Consider the following 23,820-nt stretch of genomic DNA (forward strand, 5'->3'; position numbering starts at 1 on the left):
GTATTATAAATATAACTAATAATACGTTATTACTTATATTTAAAAATAGAATTTAAATAATAAAATCTAGCTCATAGTTTTAAGAAAAACATTAATATTGTTTCATTTTAAGGTTGACCATAAAAAACCAGAGCGTATATTGATTCATATAGACAGCATATAAAAACAAAAGGAACGCAAAATAACGCTGTTTATTAACTATCGTTTTTCATACTAAGGATAGTTTTTATGAAAACATTTAGGTTAAGGATTAGTCATGGTTTATCCATGTTCCCTGATATAATAAAAAACACCACAGACCCAGATAAGGCATTGAATTTCCTGAAGTATGAAACATCACCATACTCACGGGGATATTCTAAAAGTATTGAAGTTGATGGTAAAGTATATGTGAAAAACATTGCCATTAATGATGCAAAAGTGTTTAAGGAGGACTATATTTGTCATGAAGAGAGCGTTGATTTTAGTCAGAGGATCTGGCGAATGATACTGCTTAAACTGTGAATAACAGAAACCAATTGAGTTAAACTTGTAATCCCATAATGAAGACCATAAAAGCACATCATCAGATCGGTGTCTTCTCTGATAAAGTTATATGTAAATGGATAGAAAATAAGGAATGATGAATTATGGATACTTCAAAAATCACTGAAGCATACAAGCAAATTAAAACGATCAAAGATGCTGTTCAACAAACTCTCACTCAACCTGATGCTAATTATAATCAAGAGCAGCTTCAAGTCCTGCTGATGCAATTAGATAAAGTGCAAGATGAACTCTTTTTTATTCGTGAAGAAGTGTTTGAAAGTACAAAAAATTATAAACAGCTTCATAAAGAATCTAAAGAACAAGAAGCTCGTATTATTCACCTAAAAAAATCAGCAACGCAACACAACCATCAGCGTAGTACACACCGAGCTACTTCTTGGCGTTGCCGTTAATACTGATTGAACTTGATTCTCTATAATCTTGTTTTACTTGGTTATTAGTTAATACTGACTTCATTGGCTCACTTTTAAATAATTGATGGAGTCAGTACTCAGCCGCAGGTATCGCGGCTTTTTTTATTTTTAATACAAAAAAGCAGCCGATTAAGACTGCTTTTAAAGATAAGAAGGTTTACTTGTTTATTAGCCTAAACGTTGCAGAACAAGAGGCCACAGTGTGCTATAGGCAAACCAGCATCCAGTAGCAATGATCGCTGTCCATACCGCGCAAGAAACAACTTGCGATTTACGCAAATGGTTAGCAGGATCTGGCTCGCCGCAATGAGGACAGAAATGCGCCTTACGGGAGACCATACCTTCACATGCTGGACATTGGGTTAATTTCTTTGATACTGGCTTAGTCGGTCTTACTGGCGCAGTACGCTGTTCGGCACGAAAAGATAGTGGATCTTGTTGCTCTGATTGTAATGGCGAATTACTCATAATGTACTTTTAAATCGTTTTAATGCTCAATAAATAGTCGTGTATGATACCGAAAAAACGACACAAACAACACTGTTCATTTGTAATTGGCTAAATCTTCTGATGGATCAATAACAAAAGGAGGATCTAGCCACAATTTGATCTTATTCTGCCAAATGCCGTTGCAATGCTTGTTCTATATCTGCCGCAGTTAAATCATCACCATCAATCACTTCAATGTCGATTGATCGAAGTTTGTCAGCAACGCCCTTGGCATTATCAGTAAAAAAGAGTGTTGGGAGGTGCATGTAGCTTCCCGTTAAGCTTTTATTATTTTTTGCTAAGTATGAGGTTGTTTGTGCAAATATCTGTTTTTGAATGGATGCTAATTGCTCAAGACTAGATACACTCACAGCAAGAGGTGCAATCCAATCTAAATATGGTTGTTGATAGCTTTGTAAAGGCTCGATTAACGAACTTGCATCCCCGAGTGTTGATATTAGGCTTTGTGCCAGCACCATAGAAGCATCAATTACAGTGATTTCAGGTGGTAGTAGTCCTTGTTGCTTAAAGCGAAGACAACTCTCCGCGGTAAGAGCCAGAGGTAATTCAGTACATCCAAGAACAATCTTTGTACATCCCTGTTTTGCTAATTCATCACAAATCACCTCACACAATAACTGCTCTGCTTGCGGGGTGATTTTAGCCGTCTTAATACCAAACTCAGGATGATAAATGGCATCCATTACTTTTTGTTGATTCTCAAGGCTTGGTTTTGTTGACTTAACACCCTGATCAGCTAATGCAGACTGATAGAGTCCAGAATCTACTAAGCTATTGACACCCATAACAAGAATGGTGTCTTCACTACCCTCTAATGACGCTGCTGTTTGCTTTATCATATCGACAAAGTGAACTGGGATCTGTGGCAAAATAGTACGAAATAGCTCATGAGCACTATTACAAGCCAATCCCATTACTTTAACATCTAAATACTGCATCAATCTTAACGTGTAGGTAGCTGTTGCATATTTGCGCAGTTCTGGAGTATCGGTTGCTTGCCACTGTTGCCCCACTTCTTCTGCTTTGTATGCTAAGCGAGAGTTACCGAAAGCAACTAACTCAATTGAATCAGAGGCACTGATCGAACCATTGATTTTCTCAATTAAATCAACCATGGCTTCATTGCCCATACCACCGATCACACCAATCCTAGTACTTCCCATCTCAACTTCCTTGCTCTATAAAAACTGTGATTAATTTACTCTAACAACTTCATAGCGTAACGATTTAGTGTAAACGTTTCCGTGAGATATTACGCACTCTACTTTTTGTTACAGATTTAATGAAGGAAAGAGAGATGGAAAGAGAAAGGATTATATTACTAGTAGATCAAAAAACGCCCCAGAACTTAGAGTTATGAAGCGTTTATCGTTATATAAAAGACGTGTTCATTGGATCTTAGTTAACACCAAAGCTAACCGTTGATTCAACTCATCGACATGATAATCGTGGCCTTCACTTTTAGCATAAAGCATCGCGTCCATAATATGGCTAGACATTTTCGCTAATACAAAAGAACTCTGTCCTTCAAGTGAAGATTCAAATTCGCTAAGACTTAATTGATCAACTGCACAACATCTCAGTTGACTGTTATATTGGGCTTTAGTGGCTTTCGTTAAATAGTGAATAGCCATTGTGATCAATAAAGAAACAGCAAGAATAATTAAGATTGGTGGCGCTAGGGACATAAGCTATACCTCCTAAGTTTCGGGAAACAGCTTGGGATATCAACCCAACCCACGGCAACATCTCTTTAAACACGGGCAGTAATTCTTATTACTACTGGAGCTTCAATGAAGAGAAAAGCCATGTTTAAAAATGTCGACTCTTCATACGATTTGTCTTCAAATTCGCGGTTATTATAATCCGTTTTAGAGAAAAAATACCCTTTTCAGTTTACCATTTTTAGTGAATTAAATTTTCAAAAACGAAAATTTGCCTATCTATTCAAAACAAGCTTAAATTCATATTTTTGCAATTTAAGACATCTCGTTCTTATTAAATGAGACAAACCAAATCTAATACATAACATAATGAAACCATTAGATTTCATACGCAATTAAAATACAATTCATCATCCTGTTCATTTCTATTCATATGCCAACAAAGAATAGTTATTCATATCGAAATTTAACAAACAACATGATTTTGTGAGCTAGTTTGCAAAATTAATTTATGAAATCAACAGTTGCATCGCAGCCATTAGCCCTATTATTGCTTAATTCAACACTCCAGTTATATTTTCGACAAATATCTTTAACAATAAGTAGACCTAGTCCATAACCTTTCTGTCCATTCTCGGCATCTGGATCAATGCCAACTCCGGTATCAGAAATAACCACGTTCGATGTATTAAGGATTATTGTGATTCTTCCTTGTTCAGTATACGTAAAAGCATTCTTTATTAAGTTTCCAAGCAATATTTTGACCGCAGGAAGAGGAGCATTAACTGTTGGTTCACCGTTTGCCACCACGTCAATTTTAACGGTTTTACCATCCAATAACTGTTGGTAACTGGATATCAATGAATGAATTAAGTCTTCCCTGATTTGCCAAGGAGTTTCAGTAAGTTGTTCATCACGAGTTAATGATAGTAAGGTCTGAACATACTCTTGCATCTCATCAACAGCGGGTAGCATTCGATTGCGTTGACGCTCAACAAATTCTGGCTGTTGTGAGTGCCCAAGTAAAGTCAGTCCCCCTTTTATCACCATAAGAGGCGTTCTTAATTCATGACTCGCAAAACGGTTAAAAGCCCGCTCTCGTTCAAGCAGATCAGTTATTTGCTGTTGGTAATCATTCAAGCTTTCTACTAATTGTACCAATTCGCGTGTTTGACCACTTGAAGGTAATTGAATGGGGGTAAAATCATTATGCGCTCGGTTTTGCAGCTGCTTAGATAGCGAAGAAAGAGGCGAGGTTAAGCGAACAGAAATACGCAATACCGCAAATAAACTGACTAACAATAGTCCTAATGTTAGTAGCATTTGATAGCTTTGCGAATCCATCATTTGCTCTTCACTACGTTCAAATATAGGATCGATATTAAAAATATAAACCTCTTGTTCCTTGCCTTGATAAGTCACTTTGGATCGCATAACAAAGTATTCAGTTTCTAACTCATCTTGACTCGGCTTATACACTTCAACCGCTTTATTAAAAGGTAAGTTCTCAGGTAGATGAATATCGCTAGGTATATTTGCTTTCCCAAAATAGAACGAGGTATAAGGGTTGTTATGTTCAAGCTCATCTTGCGGTAGGTTTTGTTGTACCGACTCTAGTGCCATATCTAGCCTATTTTGCGCATTAAACATCTCTAAATCTTCAATTGTTGATTCAAAAATAGAAAAGTGGATTGCAATAATCGCAAACGCAACAATAGAAAAATAAGTAAACGTTAACTGCTTAGCGGATTTAATCTTCATGTGAGACCTCAGGTGTAACTAACTGATACCCCACTTTTGGCAACGTTTGAATATAAGCATGCTCAAAAGGTTTATCGATTAAATTTCTAAGCTGATATAAATGACTACGTAGCACATTACTGTCTGGCTCATCATCTCCCCATAATGCTGTCACTAACTCATCTTTTGTTACCACTTGGGGAGCTCGAGTCATTAATAGGCGTAAAATAGTAAATAGTGAAGGATTCAGTGCGAATTTACAGGACTTACGATAAGCCGTATGTGTTTTTACATCTAAAGAGAGTTCACCAAACACGAGGGTGTTAGAAGCCACCATCCCGCTGCGTCGACGAGTTAACGCTTTGACTCTAGCCTCTAAAATTTCTAAATCAAACGGTTTAACTAGGTAATCGTCTGCACCGTTTTGAAAGCCAGCCAAAATGTCTTCTCTGCTATCCATGGCTGTTAGCATTAATACAGGTGTATCGATACCATAATCTCGTAGCTCACGGCACACTGTCAGTCCATCCATTTTAGGTAACATGAGATCTAAAATAATAAGATCGTAATGTTGCTCTTTTGCTAAAGCTAATCCTCTAGGGCCTGTGGCTGCATGATCGAGAACTGCGCCTTTGATTTCAAAGTAATCAAAAATAATCCCCGCAGTATCGTGGTGATCTTCAACTAAAAGAATCCGCATAGTATCTCTCTCATTGATTTATATTTATGTCGTATACCGCGAAGTTATACGCCCTACACTTCGCGGTTTGAAATAACTTAGGTATAGCATTGTCGCATAGAAAAACGTGAAAAAAACGTCGATAACCTTTTTATCACCATCTACATTTTAAGTTAATGGGGATTTTATTATGAGGATTTCCCATGACAACCATATACCACTCCCCCCCATTTTTTATGAGATCACAGCTTAATATCACTATCTTTTTCTTTCATTACACGAGTAATCCAAGTCTTGGCTCCCCTAAATAATGAATGGAAAAGATCATGAGAATCTTCAATAAACTTACAAAACAAACCTCTTTGGCTCATATAGCAATAATTACTGTCATCTCCACATTCATTATTCGCTTTGTAACTTTAAGCATGTACCCACTCATGGATACGACAGAGGCTAGATATGGGGAAATGGCTCGAATTATGGCAGAAACAGGCAACTGGATTACGCCAATGTTTGATTACAATGTACCATTTTGGGGTAAACCCCCTCTGTTTAGTTGGCTAAGTGCTGCAAGTATCAAGCTATTAGGCAATTCAGAATTCGCTGTTCGACTACCTCATTTGCTGGTCGGTATTCTCATTACAATAATAACTTACCTGTTCGCCAAAAAAGTACAGAAAAACAATACGGTGGCACTGCTTAGCGCAGCAATTTTAGCAACCAGTACCGCATTCATTGTTATCTCTGGTGCCGTCATGACAGACACAGCCTTAACTTTTGCGATTACACTTAGCATGGTCAGTTTTTGGCGTAACTGGCAACAACCATCTCTATTTTTCGGGCTACTATTTTTCGTTGGATTAGCCATCGGGATGCTAGCAAAAGGGCCATTAACCCTCGTATTAGTAGGAATGAGTATTATACTCTGGAGCCTGTCTGACGGTCGTTGGCGCTTACTGTATGCAAAATTACCTTGGGGATATGGTTTAGTCACCTTTCTAGTTTTAACGTTACCTTGGTATTTATTGGCGGAGTGGAAAACCCCAGGATTTTTACATTATTTTATTATCGGCGAACACTTTATGCGCTTTGTGGTTAGCGGATGGAAAGGCGATCTTTATGGAACGGCTCATGAAGAGTTAAGAGGTACTATTTGGTTATTAGCTTTATTGGCAACATTACCTTGGAGCCCCCTTTTTATTTGGCAACTGATTAAACGCCTAAAAGCAGGAGGAGATTCGAAAAGCAGTTCAGACGGATATCTAAGCTTCTTATGGTGCTGGATGTTAGCGCCTCTATTCCTATTTACTTTTGCTGGAAATATTCTTACTAGTTACGTGATGCCCAGTATACCTGCATTTGCTCTGTTATTAAGTCGATACCAGAGTGAGCAACCATTGAATAAGAAAGTTTACACTATTGGTTTTATAACACCGATACTGCTTTTTATTACCGCAATCGTATTAGGCTCGGGAGTGACAGGAAAAACTGCAGATAATCGTTTACTTACGATATGGAAACAACAACCTGAGCATAACCAAAGTGCTTTAGTATATCTGGGTAAACGACCATTTTCAGCTCAATATTATTCCGATGGTAAAGCCGTTAGATCAGAAGCAAAACCGGATCAACTTCTGGCTGACCTCAACAAATCCACTTTTATCGTTCTGAGCAATACTCAAGATAACCTTCGAGATATTCAACAATATCCAAATTGTCAACAACGGGGAAAAACATCAGAGCGTATTCTCTATTATTGTTCGATAAATTGAACACTATTTTCCCCATCATCTACAAGAGCACAATTTTCTAAATTTGTGCTCTTTTTTCTGTTTTCCAGCCAGCAGAAAAAACTCACCTCAAGACTTTTGTGAACATGATCGCACTTTTCACTCAAGAACAAACACCCAGCATATAGAACAAATTACCAGCATACAGTTATAGCGTAAAAAGATATTCTAATGATAAAGCTCGCATTAAAATTATTTTTCATTCTAACAACAAAAACATCACAATTATTTGCATAGAGATAGATTTCTGCTCCCTTCATCTAAAAATTAAATACGTTATAGTGGTTATCAGAACGTAAAAATAACGTTTCTTATTATGAGTCAAAGCCTAAATTGGCGCTAAAGTTAGTAAAGATTAACAAGGAGTTTTTCATGGCACGTCGTACTCAAAACAAACGCATTAAAGAAATCCTAAAAGGCGTAAGCAAGAAGAAATAATCACTTCTAACTAAAACATCAAATGGGCCCCTTTCAACAGGGGCTTATATTTTTATATATCTACTTATTAACTCTGTCCAATTTGAAGACATTGTGCTTTTAACCAACGGCTTAATGTTTGAATTCCCTTCTGCTTTGCTCGACTTTTCTTATACACAAAATACAAGCTATCCCCCGTAGGTAAATCGTGCATTGGGATACGAATCAAGTATTGTTGTCTTTCTTGGTCTGTCGTGAAAAAGTCATTTAAGAACGTAATGCCTTGATGGTAACGCGCAGCTTCGGCCGCTAATAACATATGACTAAAATGGCTCATTGTAACTTCTGCTGGCAGCTCAAAGCCCCCTAAACGACACCACTCATACCAATCTTGCCCCGGTTTACCATGTAAAAAAATCGTACTTACTGACAGCAAATTATGCTGCCACAACGCATCTGGTAACGGTTTATCTTTTATCTGTTGCCAAATCTGCTGACTGCAAAATGGATAAAGATGCTCATCATACAAAAACTCTTTAACAAAATTGCGCTTTGGTGGATAGGCCGTGATAAAGCAATCTGCCACTCGATCGCTAAACTCAGGTTCATCAGCCATCATATTCAGACTTAAATCAATTTCTGGATGCAATTGACGTAAGTTTTCTAGTCGAGGAATAAGCCATTTCACCGCTAACGAGCTATACAAAGCAAGCCGGATCTTACCATCTTCACCTTCTCGCAATCGTTGACTGGCTTGAGAAATTGTCTGTAGTGAATTACTGACTTCATCAAAGTATTGCTCTCCTACTGAAGATAATGTCAGCTTACGTCCTTGGCGAATAAATAGTTCTTCCCCTAAGTATTCCTCCAGTTGCTTAACCTGATGACTAACGGCGCTCTGAGTAATATGTAATTGCTGAGCAGCCAGAGAAAAACTGTTTAAGCGAGCGACTGTTTCAAAACACTGCACGGCACGTAAAGGAGGGAGTTTCATTATTAGTTCAGCTCATACTAGAGGAATTTATATCATTATACTTCATCTTAAAGATTTACTATCTCTAGCTCAGATCTCATCGTAGATATACATACATACTCAATAACACACTAGGAGGCGCTATGAACAAAAATCACTCTGTCGGTTTTGCTATGTTAATACTGATTGTAGGGAATTTGATTGCCGTGTTCTCCGATGCATTAGTGAAAACTGTTGGTGCAGATAGTCCCGTATTTCAATTTGTTTTTTTCCGTCAGTTAACGGCGGTATTAATGCTGCTACCTTTTTGTTATCGTTACTCATTGAGCAGCTTTACCTCAGGTATTAAATGGCATGCATTACGTGGCCATGTTTGGTTATTAGGTGCAATTGGAATGTTCATTTCTCTCAATACTATGCCACTTGCAACAGCTAACGCCATTTTCTATGCCGCACCATTACTGATGTTGCCACTGGCGATGTTTATCTATAACGAGAAACTAACTCGCTACTCACTCTTTGCGGCCATTTGTGGTTTTGCAGGGGTGCTGGTTGTGATTCGTCCAACAGAAATCAGCTGGTCAGCCATTGCGGCTCTGGTTGTTGCAGTCACCCTTGCCTTAAATAATTTATTGATCCGCAAGTTACCGGCAGAACAAACCGTTATTCAGACTCTATTTTTAACAAATTTAGTTGGGATGCCTGCATCACTAACTTTAGCCTTGCTTGAAGGTAAACCATGGGATTGGGGACCATTACTTACAGCAGCCGGTTCTAGTGCTCTAATTCTAATTTATGCGGGAAGCTGTGTTGTTGCTTATCGCTCAGCTGAAAGCAGTAAAATAGCCAGTGCAGAATATAGTGGTTTAATTGGAGCCGTTGGTGTCGGTATTTTGTGGTTCAATGAATTACCGGATATCTACATGCTCATCGGGACGATAATGATTGTGATACCTATCGCTTGGCTTGCCAATGTTGAGAAAAGAAAACAAAAAGTATTGGCAGCCCAAACCCAACCACTAGAACATGTAGCACCTTAAAGATATGTATAAGGCTAGATAAAACAGAGATCATGTTTTACTAACTCTACTAAAAAATGCCATTCACCGATTAAAGTGAATGGCATTTTCGTTTCATCTACTTTTAGCGAACAATTTCGAGGATTATTGGACGAGCTTGAAATTTGGAATCTTTATATAAATCAACAAACTCTTCTTCAAAACTATCGTTATACTGTTTGATAACATTAATAATTCTTGGAAGCTTACATTCTGGGATAATAAGCGGAATCATAGAATTTTCAGTTCTCAAGAGATAATCATTTTCTCGATAGTTTTTTAATATGGCTGCGTTATCAAATAAACACTGACTTTTGTATGGAACAGAACGAAAGTTGGTCATTTGGAATGATAACAATGCGGCCCCTCCCGCTCCCACAAAAGCAATGGGACCAACCAAAATAGCGGCAAATAAACAAATTCCACAGCCAACCCAAGCTGAATATCTCACTATGGTATAGGCGATTTCTGGGATAATCTGCTCTTCTGTTGAGTACATTCCATATTGATTTATAGCATAATAATAGCGCTTGTCTGAGTTTACCAAATAACGAAACCATGGTGTTAAGAAAGAACCTACAACAATAGGTACTAAAGATAACCAACTGAAGCCTAAAAGAAAAAATACTATAGCGACACCGAAAGATCCCAACAGCATGATATACATCATCTTAGTTCGAAACGAGATAGTATTGACAATCAACTCCCACTCATACACAGGGGAGGTAGTATATAAACGTTCGATTTGTTGTGCTTCATCTAAATCTAATTTTTCCATTGTGATTATCCTGCTACACCATGTCGATTACTAACAGCGTCATAAGTTATTTACTAACTAATAATAAAAGTGCTCTAGTTAATTGGAATAAGTTTAATGGCAAACAACTAGTTTTAAAGGTAGTTAACCTTAATTGATAAAAAGTAGCCGATTGCGAAACACGAACGTTTCGCAACTTTATTTTGAGTAAAATATCACATAAAAACTGAACTTTGTTACAGATAAAGATTATGGTTGTTATGCTGTAAGATAATCAATAATACTGTTGCTTAATAGTACTAGTACAACTGAATAGAACCAGACAGAACAAAATATCATAAAAACAGTAAACGCCTTTGAATTAGATTTAATTCTTTTCCTTATAAAAGGAAAAGAGAAACAATACCCTTGAAATCTTGCACCTATACTCATAAAATTTAATCGTTTATATGAACACTTATCTTTAGATAACTGTTCATCAATAAATATCATTCGTTTTTCATCGCCATAACTAATTATAATACATGCAACAAAAACAGGAACAGCGAACATTCCAACATATGGTGCAGAGTAAAATCTTACTCCAATTAAAATTTCCAGTATATTTACTTATCCATTAACGATAAAAATGGATCCACTACATACTCATGATTAACTTCACCAGCCATTTTATCCTTACGTTTTTTATTGATTAAAAAACTATTAAAATTCAATTAAAAACCATATATATAGCAATTCCAACCAGCATTGGAATAACAATGATTAACATCATTTTCTTTGTAATAAGTCTAGCCATATATATTATATAATATTTACCAAAACTTTTTTTTACAACATTCCTCCATTTTTTTACATCATCTTTAGTCATTTTATAAAAAAACTGAAAAAATCGCCAATAAATAAAAGGCACATCAATATTTCTAAGCCAACCACCAAATTTAATACTAACCCAAGGTTTGTAAATCTCAGGAGAATTCTCGACATAATATTTGTAAATATCATTCCGTTTATTTATCGTTAACAATTTCAAAATAAAAGAAAAAACCAAAGTCAATATCATTGATAAAATCATTACAGCAACAACAAGTATAAAGCACAAATATAAAAAAGGATAATTTTCGCTCAACATTAAAATAAACTCTTTCATTATAAAAACTCCTTAATTTTATTTTTTACATCTTCAATAGTTAAATCAAATACCATATACTCAACTACATCACCAATAGAATCAGTCAATTCACCACCATAGTAGCCCCATAACATAGTACCCCCGATACCAATCACTAGAGATAATCCCATTGAAGAAGGAGCTAAACTTACCGCATAAGTCATTATTGATGTACCAACCTGATAATTAACTACCAATGATGTTCCATTTTTAATAAATGCTTTTTCACAATCTTCTGTAAGAGTATTGGTATCACAAGAATCCCACATATTCATAATATTGTTTCTAGCCCCTAATAAAAATGCAGTATCACCAGCAAGTCCTAACATTCTGCTTGTTTTCATTGCATCTTTAAAAACCTTAGCGGTATTAATTGCACTGAATGATTCTGCAAAATCCGCAGTTCGATACAATTGTCGATTTCCAATATTAAACAATTCGTTAATACTTGGCACTTGAAGTTCTTTTAAGTACGAAGGTTTCCAGTATTGTTTAAAGAGACCTTTTAAATCTTGTTCTAGTAATTTTAACTCTTGTCGATAAGCTTTATATTTAGGGTGCGATTTTAAATTCGCTTTATCAACGTATTGCAGTTCCTTGTTGGCTTCATCCATAAACTGAGCAAACTGCTCTAAACGGTTATTAAAAGAGTCATGAATAATTTGATAGCTCGCTATAGCTGCTGTCGAACCCACAACAACATCGTTCCAACCAATTCCCCCTGATTCAGAAGGTGGTAACATTAATGCGGTGTGATTAACTAATGCGCTGTTTTTACCGTACCATGCCTTTTGTTCGTCATTGAGCGTCAAAAACTCTGTCATCAATTTATCCGCAAAACTCAGCGCATCCGCTTCACCTGAATGCGAGTATGTATAAGGTGAAACCACCATTGGCATTCCTGCTACTATCTGATGGAAACTGCGTTTTAAATGCGGATTCGTTCGTAAGATATGATCAATAACCGTCTTATCTTTTGAATGGTAAGTTTGTTGTGCAAAATCTTCGATGCTGATGTCTTCGTCCATAATGACCAGATACACATCGTTCACATCATCCGTTGATTCAACGTAATGAATCGGCCACCAATTCCACACATTATTTGATAATCCAAGTTTGCTCACCTCTGGCAACCATATCATGTTATCTATTCGCTCTTTTTCGTGCTCAATCAAGGCCGTAAACCTTGGCTTGTTCACTTTCTCGACCAATTTAGGTAAGAACGCTTTTTCACTCGACTTCACCGCCCATTCGCTTTCATGCTGTGCGATCACCGTCTTTTCACTGTTCCAATCCATAAGATTACGCAGAATATCAAATCCTGAGGTTCCCTGTTTCCCCGTATGAGCACTGAGTTGTTGAAAGAAAGGGGATGGCTCATCCAAATCTAAAAAACCATCACATCCTGATATATCAGACAGCACAAAGTAAGGGTTCTCTTTATCTGCCTCTCCAAGATACATATCAATGAAAAATTGAGGTGGTTTTTCGTTAGAAAATAACTCAAAGTGTACTTGATGGCGAACGGTCACTGGTGGTTTATTCTCTTCAGCATTCGCCACATCGTAACGACCTAAATAACCAATGGCATCCCCCCCACTAATTACTAACGAGGAGCGAGTTCCAAAGCAATGAAGCGAATTCAGAGCCACCGTATCAGCCTGCACAACCTCTATAAATTCGTCTTCGACACAAACCCAAACCTCACGGGCTAATTGCCCAGAACTATTCTTAACTGGAGTTGTTGGATCTAGTTGACAGCGCGCCATAAGCCGCATTTTCCCATTCAACTTCTGTAAGCTGCAATCTTGAGTCTTATCAAATCGAAGTAACGTATCTTTCGGTAAGTGAAATGCCACCGCTCCGGCTTCTAATTCACCTTGAGTGTTATTCTTGGGATCACTACGCCCACAGAGCCCCTCTGTACGGGTTCGCGCAATCACTTTCGTTAAGAGCCAATTTGGGAGCTGATACGAGTCTGCGTATGTATCAAAAAAGGAGCTACTCGATTCGTATTTTCCTGTCACAAACCATACCGTTTCTTCACTGTCTAACAGTTTATAAGCGTGCATGAGGTAATCCCCACTGCGCACAGGCTCTAAAGACAGCGCTTTCACTCGACTGCCACGTTTTAAAGAACGAGGAGGTTGCCATAAGTCGGGCTCAATCCACGCTTTATTATCGTGCAATAAAGCTTGATATTGCTCTGCATCACCAAGAAAACGACGCCGTATATCACTTGGGGGACCGTCCTTCTCTACCGCCAACCAAACAGTCTTTTCTACCCATTGACCTGACGATGTGCGGATTACCGTAAAAGGTTTAAACGCATACCCATTTTGCTTTACGATCTCTTCGTTGGTCGCTTCAATGATCGTGCCTTTATCTAAAGAGACAGACTCCCCTGTCACCTCAAGTATCTTCGCCGATTGTGAAGTGCGTAAGCGATAACGAGGGTGTTCAGATACTTCTCGGTGAGGTGAGCAAAGTGGCGCTAAATGCATATACAACGCATAGAACGTAAAGGTTTCCTCGGATTGCTTAGGATTGGCAACCGTATGCTGAATCAAACAAAAATCGGAACTGTAATCCAACGTCTGACCTTCAAACCTTGAATGCTGATAGGTATCGCTGATCCGACAAGCAACCACAACGCCATCTGCGATAGCTTGCAGCGGAGACTCATCTTTTAACCATGGGGCGTTATTATGAGAAACATGGACTCCACCATGCCAACATAAATTACTCGCATTAAAACCGAAGTGTCCTACAGACTCTTTTTGTAAGACGGATTCAAATGCTTTTTGGCTAGGATATGGAGAGCCATTTTTTTGATTAAATGGATAAAGGAACATCTTGAATCACTCAATAATTAGCTAGAAAAACGAAACTTAGATAAGAAATCATCTTGGTTATCTGATTCTTTCAACAATGCATTCTGAGCTTCTTTCGTTGGGGCTATATTTGATGACTGCACTTCAGTAATCGTCTTAGCAGGCTCTACTCCTCCCGGCAGTAACGGAGCACTTCCAGCATATCCCGAACCAGAGCCAGCACTGCCTCCTGAGTTTAAGTTGATCTTAGAACCCACAATAGAGACACCAGAGCCATCAATTTTGACAAAACTACCTCCCGCTTTTAAGGTGAGCTCTGCGTCAGACTCAACAACAATTTTACTGCCGCCTTTGAGGTGTATTTCTCGGCCAGCATCAACCAATAAGCTATTACCTTGCTTCAAATGGCTTGATGCATCGGTAACAATCGTTTTATTTCCTTTGGTATGACTACGAGACTCACCATCAACGGTTAAATGGTCATTGGCTTTGATGTGAGTAAAACGCTCATTAGCAACATCAAGGTGGAGATCGTGTTTGATGTCATCTTTACGGTCATTCTCAACCAGCAGATTCATATCCTTTTGTGCATGGACATAAATCTCTTCTTTACCTGCTTGATCTTCAAAACGTAATTCGTTGTAACCGTCACCTTGGTGGGTTTCTGTTCGCAACACCGTTCGGGTTTTATGAGCAGGGAGTTCATAAGGCGGCTTATTGGTCGCGTTATAAGTACGACCCGTAATAATTGGCTGATCTGGATCCCCTTCAAAGAAATCCACAATGACTTCATGCCCAACACGAGGCAGCGCCACCATACCATATTGAGTTCCCGCCCAGCCTTGGGAGACTCGTACCCAACAACTGGCATTATCATCATTGTTAGAATAACGATCCCATGGAAACTGAATTTTGACTCGACCAAACTCATCACAATAAATTTCTTCGCCTTCAGGGCCGACAACACGAGCAATTTGAGGACCATCGACACAAGGTTTTGCATTAAATGGCGGTCGCCAAGGTTTGTGTCCCGGTATCACCACAAATTCATTGTTATAGGTTGTGACACCATGACCGCCCGCTTCTTCTAGCGCTTGAGGCTGAGTACCGTGATGTTTTATTTCAACTAACAACCAATCACGATTGCACGCATCATCACTGTGATCTTGAAGTACAAACTTAGAACCAGCTAATAAGATTTCCAGATTACTTTTTGCTTGGGCAGTTTCCGCATCTCGGCGCAGAGACTCTAAACGAAACTGAGTAAAGGGCTTGCCACTCTCATCATTTTTATAACGACCGGGATAGTCATATTGTTCATAAATGGCTTGCTGATAAGCCGCTTCTTTGGCTTGCTCTGTGAGCAAAAAACTGTAAGCCGGATTTTTGAAACTGTAATCTTTTAATTGTGCAGATGACGGACGGATTTGTGCCATTCGCTTAAATTGACGCACAAAAGGCAATGGGCTGGAGCCACCGCTTAATCCGTTATAGGCCACGGGCTCAGGTAACATCGCCACATTTTGAGTATCATCGGTGAAGATCACCGTATTTTTATTACCTTTGTGGCTAAATGAGAAGAAAATACCTTCTTCTGCGGCGATACGTTGTAAAAAGGCTAAGTCCGTTTCACGATATTGAACACAATATTCACGTTGCGGATACTGACGGGCTAACGCAAAAGCATAATCTTGTACATTCATCTCTTGCAGTAAAATAGAGATGATTTCAGGCACCGTTTGAGTTTGAAAAATACGGCTATTATGACGTAGAGCTAAGCGCCCTATCGGCGGGATCATCTGTACTTGGTATAGCGTATGATGATGTCCCGTATCGCCTTGAGAAAATCCCGCAACAATACCAAACCACTGCTGTTTTAATTCGCCTTCACGCCATACCGATAAACAGCAATTGCGATCCACGGTGTCATTTGGGCTTAGCGATGGGTTACGGCTGGCAAGGTCAATAGAAAAGGAAAAAGGAAGGGACAAACCATCACTTCCTCGAAATTCAGTCACAGCAAATGTTGAGGCATCGAGCCCTTCTACCGTGAAGGTAAATTGTAATCCACTAGCCATAGCGACGTTACTCGTTATTGTATACCCAAGTGACTTCAAGATGCAGGATTCAGAGCGTTGTCACTGATTCAAGTTCAAGACAAACAATGCAGTGTAATAGCTCGCTATTTCCAAATTGTTTGACGATGAAATTGTGTCTGTGACACGCTCCCAAAGGGCGAGTTAATTTGCTTCACATACTACGTTAACGATTTTTAATTTAGAGCCACTAGATCTTCAAATCGTTGCCTTGCCTGTAAACCAAATTATTCTCGCTGAACCTCGCATCTTGAGGTTACTTGGGTATATTATTATTCGTTGTGATAATGGTGATTAAGCACGGAAGGAAAAGAAAGACACCACACCCAAAAGTGAGGCGCATTCCTCAAACTTGTGCGATTACGCTTCTAGCGGTGCACGCCAGTCGTCAGCACCAGAAGTACCTGAGATAGTGTGATCCCAGTTGATCTTACGGTAGGCCATAGACACTTCAATAAGCTGAGTGAAATCTGCTTTTGATGGATCTTGGCAATGAGGCATGTGAGTGTTGATATCAACAATGGTTGCGTCAGTCAGCGTTGTTGTGAAGTAATGCTCTTGCTTACCCTCAACAGAAGTACGGTACCACTTCAGCTCAACTTTTGGCAGCATTTCACCAGAAGCCAGTGAGTTGAACATGAGTGGAACGGCTTTATTAAGCGCGACTGTAAACTTAAATGGCTTATGTACGCGTTGACCCGCTGGCTGACCTGATTGAGGATCCGTAGGAACGGTAACGATGTGCTTGAATTCTTGAACAAGCATCTGGTCTTCATGACCTTCAACATAGATGTTACCCACAGAATCAGCAGTAAATGCGCCAGCTGTAATGTTGCCCTGAGTTTTACCTTGGATTGAAATATAACAAGGAGTTGGCATGGAAAATATCCTTCTAATTTTATTGTTAAATGTTAAATCGGCATTTTTTGCCTACGTATTAAGTGCAGGATGTATGCCAACTTAGACAAAAATTTAACTCATTGAATAAAAAGGAATTTAATTTTAAATATATTTGAGAAGATTTTTTCTGGGCAAGATCTTGCTCAGAGGCGGGCAATAAGTTGCCCAGCGAGCAAGATCTTGCCCGATAAAAAACAATATTTAACAAAAATAAAACAATTATTGTAACAATAACCAGATAAATTAAACGCTCTTAGATAAAAACAACAATGCCACTGAGATCGCTCCCAGTGGCATTGTCTGTTTTACAGTGACGATTTCTGTAACTTATTTACTAAGTAACTTACCAGTTAAATAAGCGGTTAAAGAAACCTTCTACTTGCTGCTGTGCTTCTTGTACATGCTCTTTTACTTGTTGTTGAACAGGCACACTACAATCCATTTTAAGATCGTTGTTTGGATCCCAAACGGGTAGTCGAGTAGTACCTGTACAACTTTGCTGATATGTACCATCTGGCATTACATCATAATTAAAACCAGTAATATTAGCAGGAAGACGCAGTTCTAGAGGCTCTGGGCCACGACGCTTAATGTAATCTTCATAAAGACGTAGAGCACCTGTTGAACCAGTTAGATTCGCACTCTTATTATCATCACGTCCCATCCAAACAGCAACCACTTCACGGCCATCTGCGCCAACAAACCAGCTGTCTTTACCTTGGTCTGTTGTCCCTGTTTTACCAGCTAGATGCATATTTGGATACATTCTGCCCAACGAACGAGCCGTACCTTGTTTTACTACTTGCTGCATATCATAAGTGGTTAACCATGCAGCTTGAGGCGGTACTACTTGAGCCGCTTTTGGCCAGTTTTGATATAGTACATCACCTTTTTCATCAACAACGGCATTCAGCGCGGTTAATGGCGCTTTAGCCCCTTCATTGGTGATAGTCTGATACATTTGAGCCACTTGAAGTGGAGGCAGAGCAACAGCACCTAATAAAATAGCTGGCACATCAGGAATATCATTTGCGTCAACACCAAGAGTAACCATGGTCTTAATCACATTCTCAACACCCAATGCCATACCTAAGTTTACCGTAGGTACGTTCATAGATTTTGCCAAAGCCAAGAATAATGGAACCTGACCACTAAATGTGCGGCTATAGTTACGAGGTTTCCATACATCACCGTTCGGCAATTTAATCGACAGTGGTTTATCTTCAAGCGTTGTTGCCAATGAATATTTCTCTGGCTGAGCCAAGGCAGTAAGATAAATCGCAGGTTTTACGACAGAACCAATTTGACGCTGAGCATCAATTGCTCGGTTATAGCCAGCGTAACCCGGATTACTACTGCCTATCATGGCACGAATTTCACCCGTTTTACGATCAGCAATCACCATCGCAGTTTCAAGATCTTTGCCTGCACGTTGCTTCTCAATGATCGGAATCATCTTCTTCACCGCTTGATCAGCAGCATCTTGCGACTGAGGATCAAGAGAAGTGAATAGACGTAAACCTTCACCAGATTTAAATGCATCACCTACTTTTTCTTCAAGCTCTGCACGGATCTGACCAAAATAAGCAGGCTGGCGTTTTGATAGCTCACCTTTAGCTTGAATATCAAGAGGCAGCTTGATGGCGTCTTGATACTGCTCTTGGGTAATCACATTATTGTCAGCCATCAGCTTAAGAACAACATTACGACGCTCTTTAGCACGCTCTGGATAGCGCCAAGGATTATAATATGAAGGCCCTTTAACCAGACCAACCATAAGAGCCATCTGATCAATACGTAGCTCAGACAGAGGACGACCAAAGTAGTAACGAGACGCTAAAGCAAAACCGTGAATACCATGGTTACCATTTTGAGCTAGATACACTTGGTTCATATAGGCATCAAGAACTTCTTGCTTGCCGTAACGCGCATCAATGATGATCGCCATGTACGCTTCTTTTGCTTTACGCCATAAACTACGCTCACTAGATAGGAACATATTTTTCGCTAGCTGCTGAGTTAAGGTACTACCACCTTGAACCGTATGACCCGCTTTAATATTAGCGATAAAAGCACGAGCAATACCCACCAGCGAAATACCATCATGTTCATAGAAATGACGATCTTCTGTTGCGATCAAGCCGTTAACTAGCTCTTTTGGCATTTTATCAGCAGGAACATAAATACGCTGCTCAGGGGTACGCGACTCCAGCATACCTAGCATTTTAGGGTCCATGCGAAGGAAGCCCAGTTCCTGATTTTTATCAAGGTCAGTGATTTGCTTAATGCTGTTACCATCAAAGGTTACTGCAACATCACGCGCACCCTCTGCCCCTTCTTTAAACTGGAATGGACGACGTACAAACTCAATTCGCCAACCATTAGCAGAATACTCACCGCTCTCATCTGGCTTTTTCACTTTGGTGTAGTGAAGTACGCGCAACTCGTTAAGTAAGTTCTTATAAGAAATTGGCGAACCAGGCTGAAGCGTTAGCTCACGAGCATACACCACAGATGGCAACTTCCACAGCTGGCCAGATGAAAACTTAGCGGTCACTATTTCATTGAGTTGATGCCCAACGTACACAGCACCGGCACCACCAACAAGCGCAGCGGCAATCAAGCTACGAAGTAATACTTTCTTCAGCTTTGATGGCTGCTTAGTATGTTGACTATCCTGTTCGGGTAGTCCTGATTGTGAATTATTTGACGTCATCGTTTCTCTACATCATGAGTTTGTCTTCGTTTGCACTCTACGATTTTTGTCTCGTAAAGGAAACACTAACGGCTCATCCTATATTTGCTAAAAAGTACTTTAACTTAAGCTACATTAATCGATTTATAAAATAAGATGTCATTCTTATGTCAAAGCTATAAATCATATATATCCTAAATGATCACTAAAAACCGAAAACTTAGGTATACTTTGCAGTGAAATTAGAACGAGAGTGACTATGGAACGAGATTATACCTTAAATTGTCTGCTTACGATGCCACGCCATGAGCTTGAAGAATTTAGCTTACGTGTACTAGGCCGAATGGTATCGGAAGAAGAGATGCAGGAACTGTTTACTTTTGAACAAGAAGAAACAGAAAACGAAGAGCGCTTAAAATCTGCGCAATTTGATGCAATGTTACGTATGACCGCCATTGCGCTAAGTGAAGTCAATGAGGCGTTTGCTCATACTGACAATGCAAAACAAAATATTGAACGTATGACTCGCCTACTTTTATGGCACTTCTACGCAATGTCGTTTCAACTTGAAGAAGCAGTCACACTAGAGCAGCATTGTGAAGAAGTCGAAAAGATTCTTCAAAATCCAGCAAAGAATGCTTTTGAGTGGGTTCAAACGCTGACCGAGCTGCTACACCGCTACGCATCTTTATCTGGTTTCTCTGAGCCAGAAGAAAACAAATAAAAAGAAAACCGCTTATCTCTTATGTCATCATCGATAACGTAATGCTCGATAGGCACGTCTGAGATTAAGCGGTTTTTTAACATTCTATATCAAATGTTATTAATAAATTTACGCCTAAAACGTTACTTTTGTTTTGGACGGAAAGGTTTAATAACGTCTTCATTACAGACTAAGAATGGGCCTTCCATCAGATCAATACAGTATGGAATAGCAGGGAATACAGCGTCCAAACATTCACGAATGGATTTTGGCTTACCAGGAAGATTCACAATCAAGCTGTCACCACGAAGACCCGCTGTTTGACGAGACAAAATCGCTGTTGGAACAAATTTAAGTGATTCAGCACGCATTAACTCACCAAAGCCAGGCATCATGCGATCACACACAGCTTCTGTCGCTTCTGGTGTCACATCACGCTTTGCTGGACCCGTACCGCCAGTGGTTACAACCAAACAACAGTTCTCTTCATCTGTCATCTTAATTAAAGTTGCTTCAATCACATCTTGCTCATCAGGGATCACTTGATAAACAGGTTCCCACTCCGACGTTAAGTAGTCGTTTAGCGTATCAATAATAGCTTGTCCTGAAATGTCTTCATATACACCAGCACTTGCGCGATCACTAACGGTTACGATACCAATTTTGGCTTTAGTCATGGTTTATCCCTTATAAGCTCTTATCTTAGTTTTATTACATCTTATAGTTCAGGCGGAGAATGTCACGGTATTAGCACCATCTACGTACTTTTTTACAGTATTCGCTGTACTCTTGACCAAACATCGCCCTCAATACTTCCTCTTCTGGCGCAATCTGTAAATACGAAATCAAACCAATAAATACAGGAAGAACCAAAAATGGACTATAGGTTCCTGAATAGATCGCCGCAGCCAATAAATACAGCGCCAAACTTAGATACATCGGATTACGAGTAAACTGATAAATTCCTGACGTGACCAGCTGCGATGTCCGCTTTGGGTTTCGAGGATCTAACGTTGTTTTTGCTTTAGAGAACAGATAAACCGCAGAGAATCCGGGAATTGAACCAATAAAGCAGATCGCTATGACTACGGCGTTTTTTAACGGAAAATCAAAGTAACCTAATGGAGCATAGTGCGAAACCAATGCCATCGAAACAAGGGCCAGAAGCAGCCAAATAGGAGGAGGGACTTTTAAAGACATAAAAACGTTCCTTTAGGTTTGAGTCAAAGGTATCATCAGCACCGACTCAAGCGCTACGAATAGTGTTTAGAGTATATACCCAAGTTATCGACCGAGCCCATCATAAATGAAGCAACTCAAGTACCTACAAGGTTATCCACCTCATCTACTCGAACAAGTACAGCGTCTTATTGAGCAAGATAAACTCAAAGATTTACTACTTAAGCGCTATCCTAAGCCACACACAATCACAACAGAAAAAGCCTTGTACGATTTTACGATTGACCTAAAAAATCAATATATTAAAAAATCAGCACCGTTGAGTAAGGTAAATTTCGATAACAAAATCAATGTGGTAAATCACGCTTTAGGTTTACACACTTTTGTCTCTCGAGTGCATGGTAATAAGCTGAAAGCAAAGAATGAAATCAAGATTGCAGCCTTGTTTAAAAATGCACCCTTGCCGTTATTGCGTATGATTGTGGTACATGAATTGGCTCATATTAAAGAGAAGGAACACCACAAAGCATTCTACCAGCTATGCTGTCATATGGAGCCAAACTATCATCAGTTAGAATTTGATACCCGTTTATATCTTACTCAGGTCGAGTTTTTTGGCCCTGTGTACGAGTAATGGAGTACAGACTAGTATCTTAAAGTCATTTGGGTATAATGCGCTCAATATCACCGTGAGATGAGATAACATGCAACAGAATGAATTTGAAGTGTTGGTAAAAGAGCTAGCACAAAAAGAAACCATCACTGATGTTCTTAATGCACTAAGTGCTGTTGAAGAAGAAGAGATCGCACAGGCTGCTGAAGATCTTAAAGGTCATTTTTGTCTAGCTGAAATCGAAGGCGAAAAGCGTATTTATCATGTATTCACTCAAGAAAACGAAGCAGGCGAAGAGCAAGAGTTCGTTGAGTGGGTTATGAATGAAGGTGAAGAAATGCTGAAGTTTGCGGCATGGTTCTTCTACACTAACTTCGAAATTAAGCAACGTGATACTTATCAAGCAGCTGGCCGTACTTACCAACAGCCTAAACGCGCTTAATTAGAATAAGTCTGACTTGCAAAAGCCAAATTTCAAAAACCTTAGTTGAGAGATCAACTGAGGTTTTTTCTTTTACCCCCAAAACACAAATTCCGCTCAAACAGCGATAATCACTAACATCCGAACTTTTTTTCACATACAATAGTTAGAGATTAATTCTAACAAGGTAAAACGATGAAAATTTGTGCCGTTGAGCTACGTAGCAATGAAGCTGTGATCTGTCTACTAACGCTAGAGCAAGGTGTTTTTGGTATTCCTGAATGCCGTACTCAAAAATTCATCATGGACGATGCTTGGGATAACCAAAAAATGCGTGATTTCCAATTCGCATTTAAGAAACTACTAGAAGATTACCAAGTAGATAAAGTTGTTATTCGCTCTCGTGAAACTCGTGGTAAGTTCGCAGGTAGCGCAATTGGTTTCAAACTAGAAACTGCTATCCAGCTAATAGATGGTTTAGATGTAAGCTTTATGTCTAACAGCGACATCAAACAGAAGCTAAAGCGTAACCCAATGATGATCGAGTTCCGTGCAACCGGTCTACGCCAGTTCCAAGAAGCGGCATTTACAACTGCTTATGCATTCCTAAGCAAGTAAGCCTCCTTTTTAAAGGCAGCCTATTTTTCTTACTTAGAACTTT

Annotated in this window: 22 protein-coding genes; 8 read left to right on the top strand and 14 right to left on the bottom strand. The window is 39.2% G+C overall.

Going from position 1 to position 23,820, the window contains the following annotated elements; genetic code table 11:
* Positions 1-228 precede the first annotated feature (228 nt).
* Both CTN07_RS17630 and CTN07_RS17635 read left to right on the top strand, forming a co-directional pair.
* Positions 229-504, top strand: coding sequence for a hypothetical protein (locus CTN07_RS17630; protein ID WP_036765440.1), 276 nt, complete (start codon positions 229-231; stop codon positions 502-504).
* Between the two features lie 125 nt (positions 505-629).
* Positions 630-941, top strand: a complete 312-nt coding sequence (locus CTN07_RS17635) for a hypothetical protein (protein WP_005304293.1) — start codon at positions 630-632, stop codon at positions 939-941.
* A gap of 189 nt (positions 942-1,130) precedes the next feature.
* Here CTN07_RS17635 and CTN07_RS17640 read toward each other — a convergent pair whose 3' ends face one another.
* The 5 genes from CTN07_RS17640 to CTN07_RS17660 all read right to left on the bottom strand — a co-directional run bounded on the left by CTN07_RS17640 (position 1,131) and on the right by CTN07_RS17660 (position 5,576).
* Positions 1,131-1,430, bottom strand: a complete 300-nt coding sequence (locus tag CTN07_RS17640) for a hypothetical protein (RefSeq protein ID WP_036765438.1) — start codon at positions 1,428-1,430, stop codon at positions 1,131-1,133.
* A 143-nt stretch (positions 1,431-1,573) separates the two neighbouring features.
* Entirely contained in the window at positions 1,574-2,635 is a 1,062-nt protein-coding gene (locus CTN07_RS17645; RefSeq protein ID WP_005304290.1) for an aspartate/glutamate racemase family protein, read from the bottom strand.
* A gap of 225 nt (positions 2,636-2,860) precedes the next feature.
* Complete coding sequence (locus CTN07_RS17650) at positions 2,861-3,160, bottom strand: hypothetical protein (protein WP_036765435.1); 300 nt, start codon at positions 3,158-3,160, stop codon at positions 2,861-2,863.
* A 480-nt stretch (positions 3,161-3,640) separates the two neighbouring features.
* A complete protein-coding gene (locus tag CTN07_RS17655; RefSeq protein WP_005304287.1) occupies positions 3,641-4,897 on the bottom strand; it encodes a sensor histidine kinase in 1,257 nt (418 codons plus the stop codon).
* The gene (locus tag CTN07_RS17660; protein ID WP_005304285.1) at positions 4,887-5,576 is read right to left on the bottom strand and encodes a response regulator transcription factor; all 690 of its coding nucleotides are present in this window, start codon (positions 5,574-5,576) and stop codon (positions 4,887-4,889) included. The genes CTN07_RS17655 and CTN07_RS17660 overlap by 11 nt, the downstream gene beginning before the upstream one ends.
* A gap of 305 nt (positions 5,577-5,881) precedes the next feature.
* On the opposite strand from CTN07_RS17660, the gene CTN07_RS17665 reads away from it, so the two are divergent.
* Complete coding sequence (locus CTN07_RS17665) at positions 5,882-7,327, top strand: ArnT family glycosyltransferase (protein ID WP_005304284.1); 1,446 nt, start codon at positions 5,882-5,884, stop codon at positions 7,325-7,327.
* Positions 7,328-7,850: 523 nt separating this feature from the next.
* Here CTN07_RS17665 and CTN07_RS17670 read toward each other — a convergent pair.
* Positions 7,851-8,756 (bottom strand): LysR family transcriptional regulator, encoded by a 906-nt coding sequence (locus CTN07_RS17670; RefSeq protein ID WP_005304278.1) that lies wholly within the window; start codon positions 8,754-8,756, stop codon positions 7,851-7,853.
* A 122-nt stretch (positions 8,757-8,878) separates the two neighbouring features.
* On the opposite strand from CTN07_RS17670, the gene CTN07_RS17675 reads away from it, so the two are divergent.
* Positions 8,879-9,775 (top strand): DMT family transporter, encoded by an 897-nt coding sequence (locus CTN07_RS17675; protein WP_005304275.1) that lies wholly within the window; start codon positions 8,879-8,881, stop codon positions 9,773-9,775.
* A gap of 103 nt (positions 9,776-9,878) precedes the next feature.
* Here the strand turns inward: CTN07_RS17675 and CTN07_RS17680 are convergent, their stop codons facing one another.
* From CTN07_RS17680 to mrcB, 6 genes are all read right to left on the bottom strand, one after another.
* The gene (locus CTN07_RS17680) at positions 9,879-10,571 is read right to left on the bottom strand and encodes an immunity protein TsiV2 protein (RefSeq protein WP_005304272.1); all 693 of its coding nucleotides are present in this window, start codon (positions 10,569-10,571) and stop codon (positions 9,879-9,881) included.
* A gap of 688 nt (positions 10,572-11,259) precedes the next feature.
* Positions 11,260-11,697, bottom strand: a complete 438-nt coding sequence (locus CTN07_RS17690; protein WP_036765429.1) for a hypothetical protein — start codon at positions 11,695-11,697, stop codon at positions 11,260-11,262.
* The gene (locus CTN07_RS17695) at positions 11,697-14,573 is read right to left on the bottom strand and encodes a hypothetical protein (RefSeq protein ID WP_005304271.1); all 2,877 of its coding nucleotides are present in this window, start codon (positions 14,571-14,573) and stop codon (positions 11,697-11,699) included. The genes CTN07_RS17690 and CTN07_RS17695 overlap by 1 nt, the downstream gene beginning before the upstream one ends.
* Positions 14,574-14,590: 17 nt before the next feature.
* Positions 14,591-16,630 carry a type VI secretion system Vgr family protein gene (locus tag CTN07_RS17700; RefSeq protein ID WP_005304268.1) on the bottom strand — a complete coding sequence of 680 codons (2,040 nt, stop codon included), beginning with the start codon at positions 16,628-16,630 and terminating at the stop codon, positions 14,591-14,593.
* Positions 16,631-17,008: 378 nt separating this feature from the next.
* Positions 17,009-17,527, bottom strand: coding sequence for an Hcp family type VI secretion system effector (locus CTN07_RS17710; RefSeq protein WP_005304266.1), 519 nt, complete (start codon positions 17,525-17,527; stop codon positions 17,009-17,011).
* 364 nt (positions 17,528-17,891) lie between these two features.
* Positions 17,892-20,264: a penicillin-binding protein 1B gene (gene mrcB / locus CTN07_RS17715; protein WP_036765426.1), complete on the bottom strand. Its 2,373-nt coding sequence runs from the start codon at positions 20,262-20,264 to the stop codon at positions 17,892-17,894.
* Between the two features lie 238 nt (positions 20,265-20,502).
* On the opposite strand from mrcB, the gene CTN07_RS17720 reads away from it, so the two are divergent.
* Positions 20,503-20,967, top strand: coding sequence for a hypothetical protein (locus CTN07_RS17720; RefSeq protein WP_036765423.1), 465 nt, complete (start codon positions 20,503-20,505; stop codon positions 20,965-20,967).
* A 122-nt stretch (positions 20,968-21,089) separates the two neighbouring features.
* Here the strand turns inward: CTN07_RS17720 and mog are convergent, their stop codons facing one another.
* Both mog and CTN07_RS17730 read right to left on the bottom strand, forming a co-directional pair.
* Complete coding sequence (mog, locus tag CTN07_RS17725; protein WP_005304256.1) at positions 21,090-21,623, bottom strand: molybdopterin adenylyltransferase; 534 nt, start codon at positions 21,621-21,623, stop codon at positions 21,090-21,092.
* 70 nt (positions 21,624-21,693) lie between these two features.
* Complete coding sequence (locus CTN07_RS17730) at positions 21,694-22,146, bottom strand: methyltransferase family protein (protein WP_036765420.1); 453 nt, start codon at positions 22,144-22,146, stop codon at positions 21,694-21,696.
* Between the two features lie 106 nt (positions 22,147-22,252).
* Between CTN07_RS17730 and CTN07_RS17735 the strand changes: the two genes are divergently transcribed.
* From CTN07_RS17735 to CTN07_RS17745, 3 genes are all read left to right on the top strand, one after another.
* A complete protein-coding gene (locus tag CTN07_RS17735; protein WP_036765418.1) occupies positions 22,253-22,759 on the top strand; it encodes a YgjP-like metallopeptidase domain-containing protein in 507 nt (168 codons plus the stop codon).
* Positions 22,760-22,829: 70 nt separating this feature from the next.
* Positions 22,830-23,180: a hypothetical protein gene (locus tag CTN07_RS17740; protein ID WP_005304253.1), complete on the top strand. Its 351-nt coding sequence runs from the start codon at positions 22,830-22,832 to the stop codon at positions 23,178-23,180.
* Positions 23,181-23,354: 174 nt separating this feature from the next.
* The gene (locus CTN07_RS17745; protein ID WP_005304250.1) at positions 23,355-23,777 is read left to right on the top strand and encodes a DUF3010 family protein; all 423 of its coding nucleotides are present in this window, start codon (positions 23,355-23,357) and stop codon (positions 23,775-23,777) included.
* Positions 23,778-23,820 lie beyond the last annotated feature (43 nt).

The organism is Photobacterium damselae, assembly GCF_003026815.1.
In the GTDB taxonomy this organism is placed as follows: domain Bacteria; phylum Pseudomonadota; class Gammaproteobacteria; order Enterobacterales; family Vibrionaceae; genus Photobacterium; species Photobacterium damselae.